Origin of the sequence: Profundibacter sp., assembly GCF_965277155.1 — a bacterium.
Taxonomy (GTDB): domain Bacteria; phylum Pseudomonadota; class Alphaproteobacteria; order Rhodobacterales; family Rhodobacteraceae; genus Profundibacter.
Genome location: NZ_CBDIBV010000010.1, coordinates 536,750 through 557,498 on the forward strand (window position 1 = coordinate 536,750; position 20,749 = coordinate 557,498).

Consider the following 20,749-nt stretch of genomic DNA (forward strand, 5'->3'; position numbering starts at 1 on the left):
GGTTCATGGGGTGAGGTGTGCCTGAAATACCCAAAACCGGCTTGAAACCGGTGAAAATGGGTTTATGATCCGAAGCAATCAGGCGGGACAGGCGAAAAACCGTCCACCCCGCCGCGAAGAAGGCGAAAACGGGAATTTACAGAGGTTCCCTAAACTCAAAGGCGCCGGAAGTTTCCAGCGCCTTTTTTATTGGTGATTATTTTCTTTTTCAGCCAGCATTGCCGCCAGAATTTCCGACATATACTTGGCCTGTGACGCTGCCGTCACTCCACCAACACCAACCCGTTTGCCAAAGCGCCACCAGATGCCGGGGGCCCAGGCCTTTTGCTGTGAAGTTTTGGTTAGAACGGAAAACCCGTTTGAGGGCTTCAAGGAAAACGAGCCCCGCACAACCCCTGTCATATCCTCGACCCGTGCCAGAACCCGCCCGTTTGTTGTGCGCAATTCGTCCCGTGTCAGCACCACCCCGTGCAGCGTTGCCCGCCGCATCAGTTCGGCTGCCCACAACACCAACCCTCCGATCCCGAGCATTAGAACACGCAAAAACAATGATGAAGGTGGCGTCGCCAAAGCGATATAAACCAATATACCCCCAAGCAAGGCCAGTACAGCCAATCCGGAATAACGTCGGATAGTCGATGGCATAACAGTTGCAATCACTTCAGTATTCGGCATTCCCAACTCCTATGTGGTTGCGTCGGATGTATTGGTTCCATTTACAAATTACGAGAGCCAATCACCCGGCCACAGCCTTGCGCGCCATATCCCAGTATATTTCTTCCACTTTGTCCCGCGACAGGCGTCCGCCCTCGCGATACCATGTGTTCACGCCCGTCAACATCGCAATCAGTGCCATCATTGCCAGTTTGGTATCGGGCACGGCAAATATCCCCGCCTGCTGGCCCTCCCGCAAAATACCTTCCAGCACATCTTCATAGCGCTTGCGTAACCCTTCGATCACCGCGAAATTTTCCTCGGACAGGTTGCGTAACTCCATATAGGCAATGAACACCGCATCCGGTCGATCCAGGTGAAACCCGATGTGGAACCGCACAAAAGCCTCGAGCTGTTCCAATGGCCCCCTGCCCTTTTCCTGCGCCTCCCATGCGGTCAGCAAATCTTGCATATGCCCCTGCATCAGATCAAACAGCAGGCTTTGCTTGTCTGGCGTATAAAGATACAGCGCACCGGCCTGTACTCCGACTTCGGATGCGATCTGGCGCATGGAAACGGCGGCAAACCCGTGACGCGCAAACAGCTTGGACGCCGCTTGCTGTACCCTGGGGCCGGTGATCTGGGAATGGGAACCTGTTTTACGTGCCATAGGCGATGTTTATCTGAACATGCGTTCATTTCAAAGCCCTGCTTGTGCCCACACCACAGAACGCCCTATTATCGGGCAAACATTTCGGGAATCCTCTATGCTGCGTCTTTCACTTGCATTTACACTTGCTGCCCTGCTGGGGGCATGCAGTGATTTCCCGCAACTGGATAATGCGGTTTCCCCCGCTGCCAAAAATGCGCCCTACCCGTCGCTTATCCCAATGGATCAGGCCCTTGCCAATGCACAGGATGTGCAAATCACCGATGAAACCGTCAGCACCCTGAGCGGCCGGATGAACGGGTTGAAGAATCGCGCCACCCGCGCCAAGCGCCCGGTGATCGACACTAAAACCCGCAAGCGCCTGCAAGACGCCATAGATCGCCACAGTTAAGGCCACCTGCCGCGTTGCACAGCACCGCGTTTGCCGCTACAGAATTCAGCAACACAAATTCAGCCGGAGACCCGCAACATGACCGAACCTTTACGCCTTGGAATTGCAGGTCTGGGCACCGTTGGCGCAGGCGTGGTGAAAATCGTGCGTCAAAAGGCCAATCTGCTGGCAACCCGCACCGGCCGCCCTGTGGTGATCACCGCCGTTTCCGCCCGCTCCCGCGATAAGGATCGCGGCGTGAACCTGTCGCAATACGCGTGGGAGGATGACCCCGTCGCGCTGGCCAAACGCGATGACGTCGATGTTTTCGTTGAACTGATGGGCGGTTCGGACGGCTCGGCCAAGGCCGCCACCGAAGCCGCCATTGCGGCGGGCAAGGATGTGGTCACCGCCAACAAGGCGATGCTGGCAATCCACGGTCAGGAACTGGCTGAAGTAGCCGAGGCCGCAGGCCGTGTGATCCGTTTTGAAGCCGCCGTGGCGGGTGGTATTCCGGTGATCAAAACCCTGACCGAAGGTCTGGCCGGCAATCAGGTGGAACGGGTGATGGGTGTGATGAATGGCACCTGTAACTATATCTTGACCCGCATGGAAAACGCCGGTCTGCCCTATGACGAAGTGTTCGAGGAAGCCAATCAACTGGGTTACCTCGAGGCCGATCCGACACTGGATGTTGGTGGCATTGATGCGGCCCACAAACTGGCGCTGCTGGCTTCTGTGGCTTACGGCACTAAAGTTGCCTTTGACGCGGTGGAAATCGAAGGCATCGAACGCATCACCATCGAGGACATCGAACAGGCCGCAGACATGGGCTATCGCATCAAACTGCTGGGCATGGCACAAATGACAGGCCGCGGGTTGGAGCAGCGCATGTCGCCCTGCCTTGTCCCGGCCAACAGTCCGCTGGGCCAGTTGGAAGGCGGCACCAATATGGTGGTGCTGGAGGGCGACCACGTCGGCCAGATCGTGCTGCGTGGCGCGGGGGCTGGCGAAGGCCCCACCGCATCGGCCGTGATGTCCGATGTGCTGGACATTGCCCGTGACATCCGCGTGCCGACATTTGGCCAACCGGCCACCACCCTGTCGGCCGCCAAACCCGCCAAATCCGCCGCCCCTGCGCCTTATTACCTGCGCATGACGCTGCACGATAAACCCGGCGCGCTGGCCAAAATCGCCACAGCCCTTGGCGAAGCAGGCGTATCGGTTGACCGCATGCGCCAATACGGCCACGAAGAATCCACAGCCCCCGTGCTGATTGTCACCCACAAAACAACCCGCGATGCGCTGGACAGTGCGATCCGCAGCTTTGACGCCACCGGCGTGCTGGCCTCGGACCCCGTCGCGATCCGTATCGAAACAGTTTAGCCAACAGGACCCGAACACATGACCAAACAATCCGAATTCCAAGACCGTATGCTTTCGCTGGGTCTGGCCCGCGTTTCCGAAGCCGCCGCCCTTGCCTCGGCCAAACTGATCGGGCGAGGCGATGAAAAAGCCGCCGATCAGGCCGCCGTGGACGCCATGCGCACCCAGTTGAACATGCTGGACATCAACGGCGTGATCGTGATCGGCGAAGGCGAACGGGACGAAGCCCCGATGCTGTTCATCGGCGAAGAAGTGGGCACCGGCAACGGCCCGGGCGTCGACATTGCGCTGGACCCGCTTGAGGGCACAACGCTGACGGCCAAGGACATGCCCAACGCCCTGACCGTGATTGCGATGGGTCCACGCGGCTCGATGTTGCACGCACCCGATGTGTATATGGACAAGCTGGCGATCGGCCCGGGCTACCCCACCGATGTGGTCACCCTTGATATGTCACCTTCTGAGCGCATTGCGGCACTGGCCAAGGCCAAAGGGTGCGAGATAACAGACATCACCGTCTGCGTTCTGGAACGTCCCCGTCATGAGGACATGATCAACGAATTGCGCACAACAGGCGCCGCCATCCGCCTGATCACCGATGGCGATGTGGCCGGTGTAATGCACTGCGCTGAATCCGAAATTACCGGCATCGACATTTACATGGGGTCCGGTGGCGCCCCCGAAGGCGTACTGGCTGCCGCCGCGCTGAAATGCATGGGCGGGCAGATGTATGGCCGCCTGCTGTTTCGCAACGATGACGAACGGGGCCGCGCCGCCAAGGCCGGCATCACCGATCTGGACCGGATCTATTCCCGCGACGAGCTGGTGACCGAGGACGTGATCTTTGCCGCCACAGGCGTGACCGACGGATCAATCGTGCATGGCATCAAACGCGAGCCCGGCTATCTGACCACCGAAACCATCCTGATGCGCAGTAAAACCGGCTCGGTCCGGCGCATGTCATACCGGATCAAAACAAAGTAGAACAAATGGCACAGGCACTGATCCTGATTGATATCCAGACGGGCTTTGACAGCCCGTTCTGGGGGACGCGGAACAATCCGGACGCCGAGGCAAATGCTGCACGCCTGCTTACCCACTGGCGCGCCAAAGGGTGGCCCCTGTTTCATATCCGCCATCTAAGCACCACTGCCGGCAGCCCGCTGGCCAATGGCGCACCGGGGGCCGAATTCAAACATCAAGTGATGCCACGGGGCGGCGAGCCGGTGATCAGCAAACACGTCAATGCCGCCTTTATCGGCACCGATCTGGAGGAACGCCTGCACGGCGTATTTGCCACCGATCTGGTCATCTGCGGGCTGACCACGCCGCATTGTGTATCCACAACCACCCGCATGGCCGCCAATCTGGGGTTCGGGGTGACACTGGCCCATGATGCCTGCGCCGCCTTCGTCAATAATGCGGACATGTCATGGAAACCGGGCGCACCCGCGCTAACCGCCGAGCAAATCCATGACACGGCCATCGCCAACATCCACGGCGAATTCTGCACTGCCATTGATACACAAACCATCCTTGGCGCCCTCGAATGAACGATTTCCTCGGCGTATCCTCCTCGCTGAACGGACGCCGCTGGGTCGGCCCCACATCCGAGGACGACCGGCTGGCCGAGGCGATGAGCCAACAAACCACCCTGCCCCTGCCGCTGTGCCGCATCCTTGTGCGACGCGGGGTGTCCCCCGAGCAGGCAGAAACTTTCCTTGAGCCAACGCTCAAAGACCTGCTGCCCGACCCGCTGACCCTAAAGGATATGGGCCCCGCCGCAGCGCGTTTTCTAAAGGCTCTGCAATCGGGCGAACGCATCGCCATCTTTGCCGATTACGACGTAGACGGCGGCACATCCGCCGCCCTGCTGCTGGATTACCTGCGCCGGATGGGGCGCGATGCAACGCTCTATATCCCTGACCGGATCAAGGAAGGTTACGGGCCGAATGTGCCCGCCATGGAAAAACTGGCACAGGATCACTCGCTGATCGTCTGTGTCGATTGCGGCACCCTTTCACATGAACCGATCGCGGCGGCCAAAGGGGCGGATGTGGTGGTGCTGGATCACCACCTAGGCGGCGAGGTCCTGCCCCCCGCTGTGGCCGTGGTGAACCCGAACCGGCAGGACGAAAGCGGCGATTACGGCCAGCTGTGCGCCGCCGGCGTTGTGTTCCTGATGCTTGTCGAGGTGAACCGCCAGATGCGCAGCACCGGCAAATCCGGCCCTGATCTGATGGCGATGCTGGACCTTGTGGCACTGGGAACGGTGGCCGATGTGGCCCCGCTGACCGGCGTGAACCGTGCGCTGGTGCGTCAGGGATTAAAGGTGATGGCGCAACGCCAACGCATCGGCCTTGTGGCGCTGGGTGATGTGGCACGGATGAACAGCGCGCCAACCCCCTATCACCTTGGCTTTCTGCTGGGGCCGCGCATCAATGCGGGCGGGCGGATCGGACAGGCCGATCTGGGCGCGCGCCTACTGGCCTGCACCGATATGAACGAGGCCCGCGCTATGGCCGACCGACTGGACCAACTAAACACCGAACGCCGCGAGGTCGAGGCACAGGTGCGCGATGTGGCGATGGATCAGGCCGAAACCCGCGGGTTGGACGCGCCACTGGTCTGGGCGGCGGGCGAAGGCTGGCATCCGGGGGTGGTGGGCATCGTTGCCTCGCGCCTGAAAGAGGCCACCAACCGCCCCGCCATCGTGATCGGGCTGGACGGGGACGAGGGCAAAGGCTCGGGCCGCTCCATATCCGGCGTCGATCTGGGCGCGTCAATCCAGCGGCTGGTGGCCGAGGGGCTGTTGCTAAAGGGCGGCGGGCACAAAATGGCGGCGGGACTGATCGTAGCACGCGACCAGTTGGAACCGGCCATGGCGCGGCTTTACGAATTGCTGGACAAACAGGGCGCGGGCGCGGCCGGCCCTGCAGACCTGAAACTGGACGGCATCCTGATGCCAGGCGCCGCCACGGTTGATCTGATCGAGCAGCTGGACGGGGCTGGCCCGTTTGGCGCAGGCGCCCCTGCCCCGCGTTTCGCCTTTCCCGATGTGGAAATCAATTTCGCCAAACGGGTGGGTGACAGTCACCTGAAAGTCACCTTTGGCGATGGTCTGGGCGCGCGGATCGAGGCGATTGCCTTTGGCGCCTTTGACGGGCCGATGGGGGATGCCTTGCTAAATCACGGTGGCGCGCGGTTCCATCTGGCAGGGCGGCTGGAAATCAACACATGGGGCGGACGTCAACGGGTGCAATTGCGGCTTGAGGATGCAATGCGTGTCTAGCCGACAGCGCGCGAATAAAATGCACAATTATCGCAAAAACCCTCTTGCGCCTTGGCGTGACTTTGCCTAGATACGCCTCACGTCACAAAGTGGCCCGTTCGTCTATCGGTTAGGACGCCAGGTTTTCAACCTGGAAAGAGGGGTTCAATTCCCCTACGGGCTACCAGTGATGTGTCTCCCCAGATTTTCGATGCTTTTTCGGGCCAATGGCTTTTGCATTTTTTCGACCCCGCAAAAATATAGGGCCGCCCTGCAGGCAGCCCTCTTCTCACTGGAATATGGTAAGGGTTAGAATACCAAAAAACCCTTAATATTCGCAGTCAGGACATTCCGTATCAATCAACCAACCGCTCGGTCCGGCAATCGTGTCAGGCAGCGTGAAAATCATTGCTTCACGAATAACGAAAACCGCCAGAAAGCTAAGCCCGATCTGATCAAAAAGACCTCTGCATAACATCGGGATTCCCCCGGGTTGGCCGTTTTGGTAAGCTAGCCGGGAAATCTCTGGGGTGAATAGATGGACCTTTTCCTGCACGAAGCGGCGGCACGGATCGGCGCGGATGACGTTCTGTCGAAGATCGACGCGCTGATGGATTGGAACTCGTTTTTGCCGATCCTGCGGCGCGGTCTGGGGCGCTCGGGGATCGGGCCTCAGGGCTATGATCCGCTGGTTCTGTTCAAGTGTCTTCTGGTTGGCCAGTGGCACGGGCTGAGCGACCCGAAGCTGGAGCGGGCCTTGAAGGTGCGGCTGGATTTCATGCTGTTCTGCGGGCTCGATCTGCACGCGTCGGTGCCGGATGAGACGACCCACTGCCGGTTCCGCAATGCGCTGGTCCGGGGTGGCGTTTACGATGAGCTGCTGGCCGAGGTCTGCCGCCAGATCGAGGCGCATGGGCTGAAGCTGAAAGAGGCTGAGGCGGCGATCATTGATGCGACCCTGATCGCGGCGGCGGCGCGCCCGCGCACCCATATCGACGCCCCGCAGGACCGGGCAGAGGACGGGGCAAGGGAAGGGACGCCGGATGATCCGCCCGAGGTCTCACCCGACGGGGCACAGCTGCATTTCAGCGCCGACCCTGATGCCCGCTGGGTCAAGAAGGGCCGCAAGAGCACGCTCGGCTACAAGGGCTTTGCCCGCTGCGACGAAGAGGGCTTTATCGACAAGGTGCACACCACGCCCGCCAATGCCGCCGAAAGCCCCGAATTCGCCACCATGATCGCGGGCGCAAAGGCGCAGCGGGTGCTGGCCGACAAGGCCTATGCGAGCAAGGCCAACCGCCAGATGCTGCGCGGCAAATACCGCGACGGCATCCTGCGCAAGGCAGCGCGCGGCCGCCCCCTGCGGCAATCGGAGAAACGCTTCAACCGGCTGATTTCGAAACGCCGCTTCCGCATCGAGCAGACTTTCGGCACGATGAAACGCCTCTTCGGCCTGCAGCGGGCGAGATATTTCGGGCGCGCCAGGGTGCATGCCCAGATGGTCATGGCCGCCATCGCGCAAAACCTGCTCAAGGCCGCAAACAGGATCACCCTCAACCCGCAAACCCCCGCAATCGCATAGCCCCAAACCCCGCCACCCGTCTGTCCGCCGGACCCGCAGGGGCGCAAGGTGGGCGGCCGATATCTTGCTTCAACCGAAAGCCATGGCCTCATGCAGAGGTCTTTCAAATGTAATTTGTTGCAGTAATTCCATAATACCCTCCGAATCTCTGTTGAAACAGTTTTGCCAAAAATTCGGGGCTTAAAAATGACTGAAACAGGCCGAAATATGTTCATTTTCCTGCGAATAAGGCAATCCCGTGACGAGGGTATTCAACAGAGCACCACAACCACCCTTTTGCCGAATTAACCGGACACAACACCTTCCCCTGGGTCAACTATAACGTTATTTGAAGAAAGCTCTTCGGAGTATACGGTGTAACACGCACGACCTTTGTTTTTTGACGCATATAATGCCAGATCGGCATTCATCAGGATTTTGTCAGCCGTTATCGCCTGATAGCCGTCAGAAACAGCCGTGCCGATACTTGCCGAAATCAGGCAGGGTTTTCCGCCATATTCTATCGGTTCTTCCAATCGCTGGATAATCCGTGCGGCAATTTCATTCAGTTTTCCAATATCCGTCATCCGGTGAAAGACCAGCACGAATTCATCCCCGCCGATGCGCGCCACCAGATCTTCCTTGCGGGTTTCATCAAGCAGGACTTTGGCCACCTGCTGCAACACCCGATCCCCCGCCGCATGGCCCAGCGTATCATTCACCCTTTTGAAATAATCCAGATCCACCTGCATCAGGCCGAATTTCTCACCTGCCTCGACAAAGCGGATCAATACATGGTCCATCGCGCGCCGGTTTTTCAACCCGGTCAACGTGTCGGTAAAGGCCTGTTCCTCGGCCGCGACCTTGGCCCCTTGCAAGCGTGTGTTCAGTTTTCGGGATTCGGCCATCGCTGCCGATTTTGCCTCGAGCAGGTAAAGCATTTCCACCGCCAGATCGGTCGCGGCAAAATCGCTGATGGTCAGATCATAATCGCGGATCGCATCCACAACCGAAATTCCGAACGACATGTCCAGCAGCACCCCGTCGCCCGCGTCAACAGACACCGCTACCGCCTTTAGCGTTGTATTCCGACCGTTTTGAACCACCAGATGCAGCTTTACCCCCTGATTGTTCAGAATATCGGCCACGGCCCCGACATTGCAGGGGCGTCGCACTGTAAAACAGTCAAAGAACAACTGCCCGGCCAAATCGCGCCCGGGAAACAGTTTGGCAACTGTCGCGCCGCATTGCCGGATTGCCCCGTCCGGTGACAACAGCAGGTGCATCGGCATCAACTGCGCCAGATCCGCTGTGGTGATACAGATTTGTCCCATCATACCCCCACTGGTCCGGCCAACCGGAAATCCCGCCCGCCTGAAAAGCTGCTCTGGATCAAGGTGATCGCAATTTCCTCGCATCCGGTTTCGCCATCAATATCCTTCAACAAAACCAGCGCCCCGTAATCATCCGCCATAGCGCGCAGCACCCCGCGCATAACCCGTCCGAACCCTCGGGGTGGCCCTGTGCACACCAGTCGGAAATCATTCCCGTCCCGCCCGCCGTGCAGTGTCATCCTTGGAAGTTCCAGTTCCGGCAAGGCCAGTTTTGCCCGCCCGTTCAGATCATCCAGAGAATGCAGGAATTCGATATAGGTTTCCCCGCCAAACCGCAGTAAACGGCGTAAGGATTCATTGTTGGGGTTGGATACCAGATAGGTGCCCAGATCCTCGAGCAGGGTTTCGCGGGATTTTGACAAACAGTCGGACGCTGCCAACAGCACCACATAGGTCAGCCTGTCATCATAGTCGAGCATCGCCTCGAACCGGTCGAACGGCAAATCAGCACGACTTGCCACGTCCTGCCAGACGGTATTTCCATAAGTGTCGCGCAAGAAACATTCTAGCGAGCGGTTGATCAACCCGTGCATTCATCTCATCCTTGTCTACCGCCCACATTCCTAGAGCAAGATTATTAACAAAACTCCAAGGGGAAATGATCTGCCGGTTTGGCAGGCAAATGACCCGACCGTTATGCCGGGACGACAGGTTCACAATGAAAATTGTGGAGATTACCCCAGCCATGCCGGCAAATGCCCGATGTCCGGCAACACCACTTCGGCGTGCGGGGCCAGTTCATTATGACCGGCAACCCCGGTCAGTACCGCAACCGGCACCATGCCTGCGGCCCGTCCGGCCACCAAATCATGCACCGAGTCCCCGACCATCGCAATGCGGCCCCCCGCCATACCGATATGATCGGCAAAGGCCTGCATCATACCCGCCTCGGGTTTGCCGCCAAAGCCGCTGTCGGATCCAACGATGAAATCGAACATGCCGGAAATCCCCGAGGCCTCGAGATGCGCCCGCGCGGGGGCCTCGCCGTCATTGGTCGCCACACCCAGCTTCAGCCCGCGCGCCTGCAATTCCAGCAGCAGCGGGATCAGCGGCGTTGCCTCGACCATCGGCACCTGTGCCGCAGCTGCATTCAGGCGCACGGTGAGGGTTTCCACGGTCTCGCCCTCAAAGAACGGCAGCAAAGCGGCGGCGATATCGGGCGGGGTGTCGAAAATCACCATCGAGTCGGGGGCGAATTTACTTGTGCGGATGTCATAGCCGATGGCATCCCCCATCCGGGCAGCCAGATCCGTATCTCCTCCGGCTTCGTCCAGCAGCAGGGTTTTGGCCCAGATGCCCCATGTGGCATAGAAATCGAACAGGGTTCCGTCCTTGTCGAACAATATTGCCTGAATATCCATAAATCTTGCGTCCCGTATTGTCCCGCCTGCACCCTGCCCGCAGAGGCGCGGCTTGGCAACAGGAATTGACAGGGTCGCGCCACTGGTTGACAGTGTCAACTATGAAGACAGACACATCATACCGCCTGCACCGATCAATGGGCTATCAACTGACCCTGACCGCCCGAATGCAGGAACGCCGGCTGGACGAGCAGTTGAAAACCATTGGCCTGACCCGGATCACATGGTGCATCCTGCTGGCGGTGCTGAACGAAGGCCTGCCCAACCCGTCCGACATTGCCCGATTTGTCGGCATTGACCGCACCGCCACCTCGCGCGCCCTGCGCCAGATGGAAGCCGACGGGATGATCCGGCGCACCACCGGCAAAGGCGACGGACGCACCACTTTGGTCGTTGTGACAGATAAAGGGTATGATATGCACCGGCAGGCCACCCCGATGGCGCGGGACAATGCGGACCATTGGCTGGGAAAACTAACAGATGCCGAAACATTGGAATTCTGTCGCCTGATGGCCAAATTGCGCGCAGACGAAGATGCTTCGTTAAAACGGTTATGACATTGACTCTGGTTATGTAACAGCTATAGAGGCACCTCGGCAGTTTCTGCCGACCCACCCATAAAATCCGGCAGTTCTTATGCTTCCAAAGATAGTTACGACTCTGCGAGCCTATACTTGGGCTTTGTTCCGCTCCGACCTGATGGCCGGTTTTACCGTTGCCATGGTAGCAATCCCGCTTAGCCTTGCCATCGCCATCGCCTCGGGGGCCGGACCGGAACAGGGGCTGGTGACCGCCATTATAGGTGGTTTTTTTATCTCGCTTCTGGGCGGGAGCCGTGTCCAGATCGGCGGGCCGACCGGCGCGTTTATCGTTGTGATTTACGGAGTGATTGCCGAGCATGGATACGAAGGGCTGGTGTTGGCGACTTTAATGGCTGGCGGGATCATGTTGGTGGCCGGATATCTGAAAATCGGAAATCTGGTGGCTTATGTACCCGGGGCCGTGGTTAACGGGTTTACCATCGGCATCGGTATTATCATCGCCACAAGCCAGATTAAGGATATTCTAGGGTTGCAAATGGGCAAGGTGCCAGCCGATTTTATGGACAAGGTGCCAGCCATATGGGCAGCACGGGACAGTTTCAACACTTCGGCCCTGTTGATCGGCGTTGCCACGATGGTGCTGATTGTTCTGCTACGCCGCGCCGCGCCAAAATATCCCGGTTTAATTGTTGCGGTAGCCATAACCTCGGCTGTTGTGATCTTTGCCAAATTGCCGGTTGATACCATCGCCAGCCGGTTCGGGGAACTTCCACATCACCTGCCAATGCCCCGCTTGCCTGCGATCACCTGGGACAAGGTAAGCGAGCTGTTCCCGTCCGCGATGGTAATTGCTTTTCTGGCCGGTATTGAATCCCTGCTTTCGGCGATGGTTGCAGACCGCATGATCGGTGGATCACACCGCCCCAACGCCGAAGTGGTGGCGCAGGGCGTGGCGAATGTGGCTTCGTCCCTATTTGGCGGCATGCCAGCCACTGGCGCCATCGCACGCACCGCAACCAATGTGCGCGCGGGCGGACGGACCCCCGTGGCCGGTTTGGTCCACGCGTTGGTGATCCTAATATTGATGTTGTTCTTTGCCAATGTCGCGGGGTATCTGGCAATGCCCACAATGGCGGCCCTGCTGATCCTGACGGCATGGAATATGACCGAGCCGCACAAATGGCGTGACCACATGAACGCACGACATTCCGACAAAATAATGCTGCTGACAACCTTGATTCTGACCGTTCTGGTCGATTTAACAACAGCCATCGGTGTCGGGGTCTCGATGGGTCTTGCCATGCGCCTGCGGCGCCGCAAGACCGGGCGGGCAAAATGGTCAGATCCCGAACGCTAGTCGCGTGCCTGCAAATCCGGCCACAACCCTTTGTCCAGCCCGTCAGAAAACGGCTGCAACTGATCCTTCAGCCTTTCCCAACCACCGACCGAACGCCGATGCACCCCTTCGCGCACTTGCCCGACACTTGCGGTGCGCACAGCCGAGGTATTACGCTCGGGGTGGGCCATATCCTTGACCCAGCCAACCCCGCAAAAATCGGCCAGTTTACGACTGGCGGCCTCGACATCGGCCACGATGTCCTCGTAGCCGATTGTCAGGATGCGGTCGGGGAACAGCGCCTGCCAATGTGCCATATACTTCTGGTGCATATTGGCAATCTGCGCCATTGCTTCCAGATCAAAGGGGAACCTCTGTAAATTCCCGTTTTCGCCTTCTTCGCGGCGGGGTGGACGGTTTTTCGCCTGTCCCGCCTGATTGCTTCGGATCATAAACCCATTTTCACCGGTTTCAAGCCGGTTTTGGGTATTTCAGGCACACCTCACCCCATGAACCCTTATCCCGGCGCCGCCAGGCCGCATTCGAACTGGACGAAGCGCTTCATGTTGTAGACCAGGTTCATCATCCCGATGCGAAATCGCGCCCGCTTCAGGCCGATGGAGCGGATCAGCTTGCCGCCCATGGAGCGCTCCTGAAAAGCGAATACATGCTCGACCCGGACCCGCACTTTCGAGCGCCTCCGGTTGGCCTTTTGCTGGCGCTCGCCAAGCGGCTTGCCGCGCCTGCCCTTGTGATGGATATGGCTGTGAAGCCCCCGCTCTTCCAGCTCGCTTTCGATCTTTTGCGAGCGATAGGCGCTGTCGGCCCACAGGTCCGATGAGGTGTTGCTCGCATCAATCAGACCGGCAAGCGCCTGGCTGTCATGCACGGCGGCATCGGTGACATCATAAGCGCGGATGAATTTGTGCCGCCGGTCGACATTGATGTGGTTCTTGTAGCCGTAATAGCTCTTGCCGTGCTTCTTCGTCCAGCGCGCATCCACGTCCTTCTGGCGCTTCTTGTGGGGTTTTTCCTCCCACTCTTCAGGCGTTTCGCCCGCCTTGATTTTCTCGTTCTCGTCCCTTTTGTTGTGCTGGCGCGGCGCCGGAACGATGCTCGCATCAACAATCTGCCCGCCCATCGCCAGATAGCCCTTTTCGCGCAGAAAGGCATCGAACTTGTCAAACAGCTCCTTCATCTTCCCGGCCCCGGCCAGCCTTTCACGGTAGGCCCAGATGGTCTTGGCGTCAGGTACGCTGTCTTCAATGCCAAGGCCGAGAAACCGCATGAACGACAGGCGGTCGCGGATCTGATACTCGATCTGATCGTCAGAGAGGTTGTAGAGCTGCTGCAAAACCATCGTCTTGAATATCAGCACCTCATCCCAAGGCGGGCGGCCAGCGTTGGATTTGCGCTGTTCGGGCGGCGTGCGCCATATGGCCTTCAGCTCGTCCCGGTAATCCTCGAACGGCACCATGTCGTTGAGCAACACCAGCGGATCACCAGATTTGTCCAGTCCCGCGTATCGGCTGGAAAGATCAAAAAATCCCATCTGACCCATGACAAAACCCCGTCGGTCGAATCATTTTCATCCTGATGACGATTCTACCCCGTCAGGCCGGATTTTGGGGGATTTTTAGAGGTTCCCTTAATTTTCATTGCCCTACCCTTACCAACTACACGATCCTATCTGTATACTTTGGCGTGTTCGGGGTAAATATAATAGCGCACAGGCAACCTATGTCTTGCACTGTGATTGCAAAAAACGCGTGGCTGATACTGGTGGCCATTTGGCGGGGCCATGGCCGCCGAAATCAGGAAAACAGCGACCGCATCAACAGCATTGCATTGGCCGGATTTTCCCCGATCCGCCGTGCGGCATGCGGCCACCAGTCACGCCCGAAGGGCACATACAGGCGCACCCGTTCACCTTTGGCAGCCAGCGCCTTGGCCACATCCTCGCGCACGCCCAGCAGCATTTCAAATTCGTATTCTCCGGCTTTCCAGCCATTGGCCCGCGCGGTTTCAATGGTGAAATCCTGCAATGCCGTGTCATGGGTGGCAATGATCGGGTAAAACCCGTTTTCCCGCGCCTGCCGGGACAGCATATCACCAATCAAGGCCCGCGAATTGGCCTTTACGTCGGCCCGTTTGGTAAAGGCAATATCGGACGACGCCGCAAACGCCCCCTTGACCAGCCGCACCCGACTGCCACGTGCGATCTGTGCCTGCAAATCCTGCCGTGTGCGCCGCAGGTAAGCCTGCAGAGTCAGCGCAACGGGCAGGCCCATATCCTGCATCCGGTTGTGCACGGCAATGGTCGGATCATTCAGGCTGGCGTCCTCCATATCGAACATCAGACAGTTCACGCCATCCTTGTTGCCAACCGCCGCCTGCACCGCCTTGGCGATCCGTTCGGCATGGCCCGCCACCACGTCGGGGTCCAGGTGGTGGCCGATCTGGGTGGGGTCAACCGACACATGCACATCCAGCCCCGCCTGCCCCAGTTTGGCGGCAACCTTAAGCTTGTTGTCGATGTTCTGTGTGACCAGATCCCAGTCATCCACATATTCGCCCATGTAGAACAATGAACTGCGGATGCCGTTTTCCGCCAGCAATTCCTGCGCCCGTTCAATTCCGGCGTCAGAACTGTCCCCCGACACATATTTGCCGGACAAAAAACTGGTTGCGCGCGAATGCTGGGCGAAATTCTGAACCCGCTTGGAGCGTGCCAAAGCGATCATCCCCGACTGCCACATTTTACGAAACATCAAAACGCCCCTTTTGCGCGGTTACTTTTTACCCAAACGCCAGCCCGCAAGCAAAACATAGAAAAACAGCACCCCGAACACCACGGTCCCGACAACGCCAATCGCAACCATCGTATCGGCCACCGCCGCCTGTTGCGGCGAGGCGGGGTTGTCGTAGCGGCCAAAGGTCAGCACCTCGAGCGTGCCACGCCCGATCATGCCAAAGGCATCGCGCACACGCCACCAGAAGGCAAACAGGCCCGACCCCAAAGAGCCGCAGAACGTCACCCCCAGCAGGGTGGATCTGTTACGGGCAATAAACCCCTTGGATTGCAGTTTCATCGGCACATCACCCACGCCGGAATGGCGCTGCGCGGATCATAAGAAGCTTTGCGGATCAATATCAATAGCCAGCCGCACGGAATTCGGCACCCGCAATTGCCCGACCCACGCCTTCAATGCCGCCTGCAACGGCACCCCTTTGGCGGCCTTCACCAACAGGCGCACCCGATGCCGCCCCCTGATCCGCGCAATCGGTGCCGGTGCGGGGCCGAAAACCTGCGCCGACACCTGCCGCAAAGGATCGTCGCGGCGGGCCAGCTCGGCAGCAAAATCGAATACCTCGGCGGCATTTTCCGAACTCAGGATAATCCCCGCCATCCGCCCGTAGGGTGGCACGCCTGCCGCCTCGCGTTCGCGGGCTTCGGCTTGCCAGAATGCCTCCTCGTCCCCCGACAGAATGGCGCGGATCACCGGGTGTTCGGGCTGTGTGGTCTGCAACAGGGCCAGCCCCTTCTTTTCCACCCGACCGGCCCGTCCCGCCACCTGCCGCATCAGTTGGAACGTGCGTTCCGCTGCCCGCAGGTCGGACCCTTGCAGCCCCAAATCGGCATCAATCACCCCGACCAGAGTCAGCAGCGGAAAATTGTGCCCCTTGGCCACCATTTGCGTGCCGATGATGATGTCACACCCCCCCGCCGCAATCTCTTCGATCTTTTCTTTCAGCGCGCGGGCCGAGCCGAACAGGTCCGACGACAACACCGCCACACGGGCCTCGGGAAACAGCGCGCGCACCTCTTCATCCAGCCGCTCGACTCCGGGTCCGACGGGGGCCAGCCGCCCCTCGGCCTCGCAGGAGGGGCATTTGTCGGGCATCGGTTTGGTTTCGCCGCACTGGTGGCACATCAGGCGTTTCTGGAACCGGTGTTCCACCATCCGCGCATCGCAATGGTCACAGCCGATCTGGTGCCCGCAGGCCCGACAAACCGTTGTTGGCGCATAGCCACGGCGATTGATAAACAGCAGCGATTGTTCCCCCAGCGCCACCCGCGCCGCCACCGCATCGCGCAAGGATGGCGAAATCCAGCGGCTGGCCGGAATATCCTCGGCCCGCAGATCAATCGCACGCATGTCCGGCATTTGTGCCGCGCCAAAACGCGAGGTCAGCTCGACCCGTTTATATTTGCCCGCCTGCGCATTGGCCCAGGTCTCCAGCGATGGCGTGGCCGAGGCCAGCACCACCTGCGCCGAACACAGCGACGCGCGCAAAACCACCATGTCGCGGGCGTTATAAAGCACGCCTTCTTCCTGTTTGTAGGAGGTGTCGTGTTCCTCGTCCACCACCACCAGCCCCAAATCGCGGAACGGCAGGAACAGCGCCGATCGTGCGCCCACAACCAGCCCCACATTGCCCTCGCCCGCCATTTTCCACAGGCGGCGGCGTTCGGTCATGGTGACGCCGGAATGCCATTCGCCAGCACATGCGCCAAAGCGGTCCTCGACCCGTTTCAGGAATTCCGCTGTCAGGGCGATTTCGGGCAACAGCACCAGTGCTTGCCGCCCCTTGCGCAGACATTCGGCCACCGCTTCCAGATAGACCTCGGTCTTGCCCGATCCTGTAACGCCTTTCAGCAGGGTTGTGCCATAGGTGCCACTGGCCACCCCGTCGCGCAGCACCTCTGCCGCGGTGGCCTGGTCCGGTGTCAGATCCACGCCGTTATAATCGGGATCCAGCGGCGTATAGGGCAGATCGCGCGGGCTGTCTTCTTCCCGCACCACGCCCTGTTTCACCAGCCCCTTGATCACCGAAGGCGATACCCCCGCCTGTTCCGCCAATTCGCCCAGCGTGAACGACAGGCCGCTGTAATCCGCCAGAACCTTCAGCACACGGCGCCGCGCGTCGGTTTCGCGGTCGGGCGCCCCGCAGCCCAGTCGGAACACCTTGCGCATCGCAGGCGGATCGCCCAACCCCGGCGCGCGGGTTGCCAGCCGCAACATCATGGACAGCGGCGTCATGGTATATTCCGCCGCCCGCATCAGAAATTCGCGCATTTCACCGCGCATCGGGGCGACGTCCAGCACGCGGATCACACTGCGCGCTTTCTTCAGGTCAAACCCGCCGCGCCCCTTGCCCCAGACCACACCAATCACCTTGCGCGGACCCAGCGGCACCTCGACAAAGGCCCCAGTCATGCAACCGCCTTCGGGGGCCTTGTAATCCAGCAGCCGGTCAATCGGTTGCGCGGTCAGAACAGCCACCAGCGTGCCTTCGTCGAAAAAACCGTGATCAGACATGCGTTACCCCGCTGTTTAGGGCTTTCTGCCCCTTGCCGGTTGCGCTAGAACGGACAAAATGTCGCAACAAATATGCAAGGGAATTACAGATGCAATTTTTCGTCGATACCGCCGAAGTCGAAGACATCAAGGAACTGAACGATCTGGGCATGGCCGATGGCGTTACAACCAACCCGTCGCTGATCCTGAAATCGGGTCGTGACATTCTGGAAGTGACCAAGGAAATCTGCGGCATCATTGATGGCCCCGTTTCCGCCGAAGTTGTGGCACTGGACGCCGACGAGATGCTGAAAGAGGGCCGCAAGCTGGCCAAAATCGCCGACAACATCGCGGTTAAGGTGCCGCTGACATGGGCCGGCCTGAAAACCTGCAAGGCATTGTCGGCAGACGGCATCATGGTCAACGTCACCCTGTGTTTTTCGGCCAACCAGGCATTGCTGGCTGCCAAGGCAGGGGCGACATTCGTTTCGCCGTTTATCGGGCGTCTGGACGACATTAACATTGATGGCATGGACCTGATCGCCGACATTCGCACGATCTATGACAATTACGGTTTCGAGACCCGCATCTTGGCCGCCTCGATCCGCTCCGTCAACCACATGACGCAAGCCGCCCTGATCGGCGCCGACGTGGCCACCGCCCCGCCCGCCGTGATAAAGAAAATGGCCGACCATGTGCTGACCGACAAAGGGTTGGAAGGGTTCATGAAGGATTGGGCCAAGACAGGTCAGAAAATCCTGTAAGGCACGCAGCTTTGCACAACACGACGGCTAATTCCCCATCTACCGTTGTTTCAAATATCAATGGTAGATGGGACGCGATAAACGCTTAATCAGCAACGGGTTTTGGGCTAATCAGCAGATATTTCCGGCCAATTTTGCTTGCGATCAGGACAAACCTATTGGCAGAATCGCTATAAAATTTTGTGCGCGCACGCAAAAAATGTGGCCAAATGAATTTGAACGCCTTGCCCCCCCTTTCAAACGTATAATACGCCTGACCGGACCATGCCGCAGACAGCGACCCTCCGGTCGGGCTTCCCCAGACCGGCCCGCGCCCTTTGGAAAATTTCTCTTTCAGGAAATGATCCAAGGAGATGCTGGCCTGACCGCCATTCAACGACACGCTGTTTTCTACATCATCGTAACTTGGGGCCGTTGCTTCCACGAAGCTACCGGTTTGGTTTGCCGCCAGATCATCCAACCCTTTGTCCGGAAGACCTGTGTCCAGATCGCGATCCGCCCTGACTTCCAGCCAGCGCCCGTCAACAAAGAAAACATGCGCCTTGATTACTCCGGTCCGGAATTGCCTTTCGTTTAATATCGCATGTTCATCAAAGCGGTAATACTGGCTTTTCTCATGCAGCCCACGGATCAGCCTTTCGGTAACGGGACCATCGGGCGCGTATGCCTCATAGGGAACAAGGATCGTGCTGCCGTCGATTAGAAATGTGTAATACCCCTCTGGTCGCAAGATGTAGTTGTTGAAAATGCGCAGGGGTGCGCCGGTTTGGGTAACCAGCATCTGCCCAAGGGTTTTGTCCAGAACAACGCTGGTCCAATCCCGCTCGGCCCGTATATTTGATGAACTGAAAAATGAAAGAATGACGTGTTTGTCAGGACCAATAACGGCCAAATCCCTGAAATCCCCATACTCGACATTGCTCAAATCCCGGATATTGAAATCATCGTTTGAGGCCATTTCCCTTAAGGGTGCGTAATCGGCCTCCGTCAGGCTGGCCAGCATCTCTTTGGATATGGCGATTTCCTTGGCGATCTTTCTGTCGGCCAGAAAATCGCGACCCTTTACAAATCCAACACCCAAGGAAACGGCGGCAAGGCCAAGCAAGGCAAGTTTGGCAAATCTATTCATTTAAATATTCCACTCCGAACAATGCCCCTGACAACATCGGGGAAACCTTAAAGAAACCGCAAAATAGGCTCCGATACAGACCCTATTGGTAAACGATTGGCAAGCAAGGGGAAAGCGGCAGGGCGCAGGTCCGCCCGATTGCCCTTGTTATTATCTACAGGAAAACCGCACCCCATGGCTCCCCTGTTGTTGCCAAAACACGATCTTGCACCCACTCGGCTCGCCCTTAAAAACCTCATGACTTGGCTTAGAAAATTGGTCTATAGTGCAGAAAATCAAAACAAATACGGCAAGGCAGGCATGACAGACACCGCAAAACAGCTGGAAAAACTGCGCGACAAGCTGATCGCGGAACCGCAGGTTATTCTGGACGATCCGGATCTGATGCAGGCCCTGATTGACGCCAAAGAATCCAAAATGGGCGAAAATGTCGTGGATCTGCGCGGGCTGGCGATGGAGCGGCTCGAGGCGCGATTGGACCGGCTGGAGGACACCCATCAATCGGTGATTGCCGCCGCTTACGATAATCTGGCGGGGATGCAACAGGTGCACCGCGCTATATTACGCATGCTGGACCCTGTCGAATTCGATGACTTCCTGCGCAATCTGGATGGCGAGGTTGCCGATATTCTGAACGTCCATTGCATCCGGCTGGTGCTGGAAACCGCACAGGATGAAAAAGGCGCGGCCCTCAAACAGCTTGGTGATGTGTTAAGCGTCGCCGAATCCGGCTTTGTCGAGGCCTATCTGACCGGCGGCAAAAGCACCCATTCGCGGCAAGTCACCCTGCGCCAGATCCAGCCCGACAATGCGGCCGTTTATGGCGATGCCGCCAGCAGCATCAAATCCGAAGCCGCGTTGAAGCTGGATTTCGGCCATGGCCGCCTGCCCGGCCTGCTGGTCATGGGGGCGGACGATCCGCAGCAATTCAAACCCAGTCAGGGCACTGACCTGCTGGCATTCTTTGCCGGTGTGTTCGAGCAAACCATGCGGCGCTGGCTGTCATGA

The 20,749-nt window shown here is 58.7% G+C and carries 22 protein-coding genes and 1 tRNA gene; 12 read left to right on the top strand and 11 right to left on the bottom strand.

From position 1 onward, the window contains the following. The first annotated feature begins 64 nt into the window (after nt 1–64). Nucleotides 65–196 carry a hypothetical protein gene (locus tag ACQY4M_RS10570; RefSeq protein WP_428543760.1) on the top strand — a complete coding sequence of 44 codons (132 nt, stop codon included), beginning with the start codon at nt 65–67 and terminating at the stop codon, nt 194–196. On the opposite strand, the gene ACQY4M_RS10575 is transcribed toward ACQY4M_RS10570, so the two are convergent. Next, nucleotides 187–675: a hypothetical protein gene (locus ACQY4M_RS10575; RefSeq protein WP_428543762.1), complete on the bottom strand. Its 489-nt coding sequence runs from the start codon at nt 673–675 to the stop codon at nt 187–189. The two genes, ACQY4M_RS10570 and ACQY4M_RS10575, sit on opposite strands and share 10 nt — an antisense overlap. 61 nt (nt 676–736) lie before the next feature. Further along, entirely contained in the window at nt 737–1,324 is a 588-nt protein-coding gene (locus tag ACQY4M_RS10580; protein ID WP_428543764.1) for a TetR/AcrR family transcriptional regulator, read from the bottom strand. A gap of 97 nt (nt 1,325–1,421) precedes the next feature. On the opposite strand from ACQY4M_RS10580, the gene ACQY4M_RS10585 reads away from it, so the two are divergent. The 7 genes from ACQY4M_RS10585 to ACQY4M_RS10615 all read left to right on the top strand — a co-directional run bounded on the left by ACQY4M_RS10585 (nt 1,422) and on the right by ACQY4M_RS10615 (nt 7,933). After that, on the top strand, nt 1,422–1,715 hold the full coding sequence (locus tag ACQY4M_RS10585) for a hypothetical protein (RefSeq protein ID WP_428543766.1): 294 nt from the start codon (nt 1,422–1,424) through the stop codon (nt 1,713–1,715). 78 nt (nt 1,716–1,793) lie between these two features. Further along, on the top strand, nt 1,794–3,080 hold the full coding sequence (locus tag ACQY4M_RS10590) for a homoserine dehydrogenase (protein ID WP_428543768.1): 1,287 nt from the start codon (nt 1,794–1,796) through the stop codon (nt 3,078–3,080). 18 nt (nt 3,081–3,098) lie between these two features. Continuing rightward, the gene (gene glpX, locus ACQY4M_RS10595) at nt 3,099–4,064 is read left to right on the top strand and encodes a class II fructose-bisphosphatase (protein ID WP_428543770.1); all 966 of its coding nucleotides are present in this window, start codon (nt 3,099–3,101) and stop codon (nt 4,062–4,064) included. 5 nt (nt 4,065–4,069) lie between these two features. Next, nucleotides 4,070–4,633 carry a cysteine hydrolase family protein gene (locus ACQY4M_RS10600; RefSeq protein ID WP_428543772.1) on the top strand — a complete coding sequence of 188 codons (564 nt, stop codon included), beginning with the start codon at nt 4,070–4,072 and terminating at the stop codon, nt 4,631–4,633. After that, nucleotides 4,630–6,372 carry a single-stranded-DNA-specific exonuclease RecJ gene (gene recJ, locus ACQY4M_RS10605; protein ID WP_428543774.1) on the top strand — a complete coding sequence of 581 codons (1,743 nt, stop codon included), beginning with the start codon at nt 4,630–4,632 and terminating at the stop codon, nt 6,370–6,372. Before ACQY4M_RS10600 ends, recJ begins: the two co-directional genes overlap by 4 nt. Before the next feature lie 91 nt (nt 6,373–6,463). Beyond that, nucleotides 6,464–6,538, top strand: a tRNA-Glu gene (locus ACQY4M_RS10610). A gap of 351 nt (nt 6,539–6,889) precedes the next feature. After that, complete coding sequence (locus ACQY4M_RS10615; protein ID WP_428539221.1) at nt 6,890–7,933, top strand: IS5 family transposase; 1,044 nt, start codon at nt 6,890–6,892, stop codon at nt 7,931–7,933. A 284-nt stretch (nt 7,934–8,217) separates the two neighbouring features. Here the strand turns inward: ACQY4M_RS10615 and ACQY4M_RS10620 are convergent, their stop codons facing one another. The 3 genes from ACQY4M_RS10620 to ACQY4M_RS10630 form a co-directional block, all read right to left on the bottom strand. Further along, nucleotides 8,218–9,249 carry a diguanylate cyclase domain-containing protein gene (locus tag ACQY4M_RS10620; protein ID WP_428543776.1) on the bottom strand — a complete coding sequence of 344 codons (1,032 nt, stop codon included), beginning with the start codon at nt 9,247–9,249 and terminating at the stop codon, nt 8,218–8,220. Further along, a complete protein-coding gene (locus ACQY4M_RS10625) occupies nt 9,246–9,839 on the bottom strand; it encodes a heme NO-binding domain-containing protein (RefSeq protein WP_428543778.1) in 594 nt (197 codons plus the stop codon). The genes ACQY4M_RS10620 and ACQY4M_RS10625 overlap by 4 nt, the downstream gene beginning before the upstream one ends. 141 nt (nt 9,840–9,980) lie before the next feature. Next, nucleotides 9,981–10,667 (bottom strand): HAD family hydrolase, encoded by a 687-nt coding sequence (locus ACQY4M_RS10630; RefSeq protein ID WP_428543780.1) that lies wholly within the window; start codon nt 10,665–10,667, stop codon nt 9,981–9,983. Nucleotides 10,668–10,768: 101 nt separating this feature from the next. Between ACQY4M_RS10630 and ACQY4M_RS10635 the strand changes: the two genes are divergently transcribed. After that, on the top strand, nt 10,769–11,224 hold the full coding sequence (locus ACQY4M_RS10635) for a MarR family winged helix-turn-helix transcriptional regulator (protein WP_428543782.1): 456 nt from the start codon (nt 10,769–10,771) through the stop codon (nt 11,222–11,224). Nucleotides 11,225–11,348: 124 nt separating this feature from the next. Continuing rightward, entirely contained in the window at nt 11,349–12,566 is a 1,218-nt protein-coding gene (locus ACQY4M_RS10640; RefSeq protein ID WP_428543784.1) for a SulP family inorganic anion transporter, read from the top strand. On the opposite strand, the gene ACQY4M_RS10645 is transcribed toward ACQY4M_RS10640, so the two are convergent. The 5 genes from ACQY4M_RS10645 to ACQY4M_RS10665 form a co-directional block, all read right to left on the bottom strand. Further along, nucleotides 12,563–12,997 (bottom strand): sulfotransferase, encoded by a 435-nt coding sequence (locus ACQY4M_RS10645; protein ID WP_428543786.1) that lies wholly within the window; start codon nt 12,995–12,997, stop codon nt 12,563–12,565. The genes ACQY4M_RS10640 and ACQY4M_RS10645 overlap by 4 nt on opposite strands. Nucleotides 12,998–13,062: 65 nt before the next feature. Further along, complete coding sequence (locus ACQY4M_RS10650; RefSeq protein WP_428539227.1) at nt 13,063–14,106, bottom strand: IS5 family transposase; 1,044 nt, start codon at nt 14,104–14,106, stop codon at nt 13,063–13,065. A 253-nt stretch (nt 14,107–14,359) separates the two neighbouring features. Then, nucleotides 14,360–15,316, bottom strand: a complete 957-nt coding sequence (locus tag ACQY4M_RS10655; RefSeq protein ID WP_428543788.1) for a proline dehydrogenase family protein — start codon at nt 15,314–15,316, stop codon at nt 14,360–14,362. A 21-nt stretch (nt 15,317–15,337) separates the two neighbouring features. Further along, on the bottom strand, nt 15,338–15,643 hold the full coding sequence (locus ACQY4M_RS10660) for a hypothetical protein (protein ID WP_428543790.1): 306 nt from the start codon (nt 15,641–15,643) through the stop codon (nt 15,338–15,340). Nucleotides 15,644–15,673: 30 nt separating this feature from the next. Further along, nucleotides 15,674–17,869 carry a primosomal protein N' gene (locus tag ACQY4M_RS10665; RefSeq protein ID WP_428543792.1) on the bottom strand — a complete coding sequence of 732 codons (2,196 nt, stop codon included), beginning with the start codon at nt 17,867–17,869 and terminating at the stop codon, nt 15,674–15,676. An 89-nt stretch (nt 17,870–17,958) separates the two neighbouring features. On the opposite strand from ACQY4M_RS10665, the gene fsa reads away from it, so the two are divergent. Beyond that, a complete protein-coding gene (fsa, locus tag ACQY4M_RS10670) occupies nt 17,959–18,612 on the top strand; it encodes a fructose-6-phosphate aldolase (protein ID WP_428543794.1) in 654 nt (217 codons plus the stop codon). 85 nt (nt 18,613–18,697) lie between these two features. Here fsa and ACQY4M_RS10675 read toward each other — a convergent pair whose 3' ends face one another. Further along, nucleotides 18,698–19,741, bottom strand: a complete 1,044-nt coding sequence (locus ACQY4M_RS10675) for a hypothetical protein (RefSeq protein WP_428543796.1) — start codon at nt 19,739–19,741, stop codon at nt 18,698–18,700. Between the two features lie 300 nt (nt 19,742–20,041). Between ACQY4M_RS10675 and ACQY4M_RS10680 the strand changes: the two genes are divergently transcribed. Beyond that, entirely contained in the window at nt 20,042–20,749 is a 708-nt protein-coding gene (locus ACQY4M_RS10680; protein WP_428543798.1) for a DUF484 family protein, read from the top strand.

What these genes read in the sequence shown, in the direction of transcription:
- ACQY4M_RS10570 (WP_428543760.1), top strand. Translation starts at nt 65, where the DNA reads ATGATCCGAAGCAATCAGGCGGGACAGGCGAAAAACCGTCCACCCCGC.
- ACQY4M_RS10575 (WP_428543762.1), bottom strand. Translation starts at nt 675, where the DNA reads ATGCCGAATACTGAAGTGATTGCAACTGTTATGCCATCGACTATCCGA.
- ACQY4M_RS10580 (WP_428543764.1), bottom strand. Translation starts at nt 1,324, where the DNA reads ATGGCACGTAAAACAGGTTCCCATTCCCAGATCACCGGCCCCAGGGTA.
- ACQY4M_RS10585 (WP_428543766.1), top strand. Translation starts at nt 1,422, where the DNA reads ATGCTGCGTCTTTCACTTGCATTTACACTTGCTGCCCTGCTGGGGGCA.
- ACQY4M_RS10590 (WP_428543768.1), top strand. Translation starts at nt 1,794, where the DNA reads ATGACCGAACCTTTACGCCTTGGAATTGCAGGTCTGGGCACCGTTGGC.
- glpX (WP_428543770.1), top strand. Translation starts at nt 3,099, where the DNA reads ATGACCAAACAATCCGAATTCCAAGACCGTATGCTTTCGCTGGGTCTG.
- ACQY4M_RS10600 (WP_428543772.1), top strand. Translation starts at nt 4,070, where the DNA reads ATGGCACAGGCACTGATCCTGATTGATATCCAGACGGGCTTTGACAGC.
- recJ (WP_428543774.1), top strand. Translation starts at nt 4,630, where the DNA reads ATGAACGATTTCCTCGGCGTATCCTCCTCGCTGAACGGACGCCGCTGG.
- ACQY4M_RS10615 (WP_428539221.1), top strand. Translation starts at nt 6,890, where the DNA reads ATGGACCTTTTCCTGCACGAAGCGGCGGCACGGATCGGCGCGGATGAC.
- ACQY4M_RS10620 (WP_428543776.1), bottom strand. Translation starts at nt 9,249, where the DNA reads ATGATGGGACAAATCTGTATCACCACAGCGGATCTGGCGCAGTTGATG.
- ACQY4M_RS10625 (WP_428543778.1), bottom strand. Translation starts at nt 9,839, where the DNA reads ATGCACGGGTTGATCAACCGCTCGCTAGAATGTTTCTTGCGCGACACT.
- ACQY4M_RS10630 (WP_428543780.1), bottom strand. Translation starts at nt 10,667, where the DNA reads ATGGATATTCAGGCAATATTGTTCGACAAGGACGGAACCCTGTTCGAT.
- ACQY4M_RS10635 (WP_428543782.1), top strand. Translation starts at nt 10,769, where the DNA reads ATGAAGACAGACACATCATACCGCCTGCACCGATCAATGGGCTATCAA.
- ACQY4M_RS10645 (WP_428543786.1), bottom strand. Translation starts at nt 12,997, where the DNA reads ATGATCCGAAGCAATCAGGCGGGACAGGCGAAAAACCGTCCACCCCGC.
- ACQY4M_RS10650 (WP_428539227.1), bottom strand. Translation starts at nt 14,106, where the DNA reads ATGGGTCAGATGGGATTTTTTGATCTTTCCAGCCGATACGCGGGACTG.
- ACQY4M_RS10655 (WP_428543788.1), bottom strand. Translation starts at nt 15,316, where the DNA reads ATGTTTCGTAAAATGTGGCAGTCGGGGATGATCGCTTTGGCACGCTCC.
- ACQY4M_RS10665 (WP_428543792.1), bottom strand. Translation starts at nt 17,869, where the DNA reads ATGTCTGATCACGGTTTTTTCGACGAAGGCACGCTGGTGGCTGTTCTG.
- fsa (WP_428543794.1), top strand. Translation starts at nt 17,959, where the DNA reads ATGCAATTTTTCGTCGATACCGCCGAAGTCGAAGACATCAAGGAACTG.
- ACQY4M_RS10675 (WP_428543796.1), bottom strand. Translation starts at nt 19,741, where the DNA reads ATGAATAGATTTGCCAAACTTGCCTTGCTTGGCCTTGCCGCCGTTTCC.
- ACQY4M_RS10680 (WP_428543798.1), top strand. Translation starts at nt 20,042, where the DNA reads ATGACAGACACCGCAAAACAGCTGGAAAAACTGCGCGACAAGCTGATC.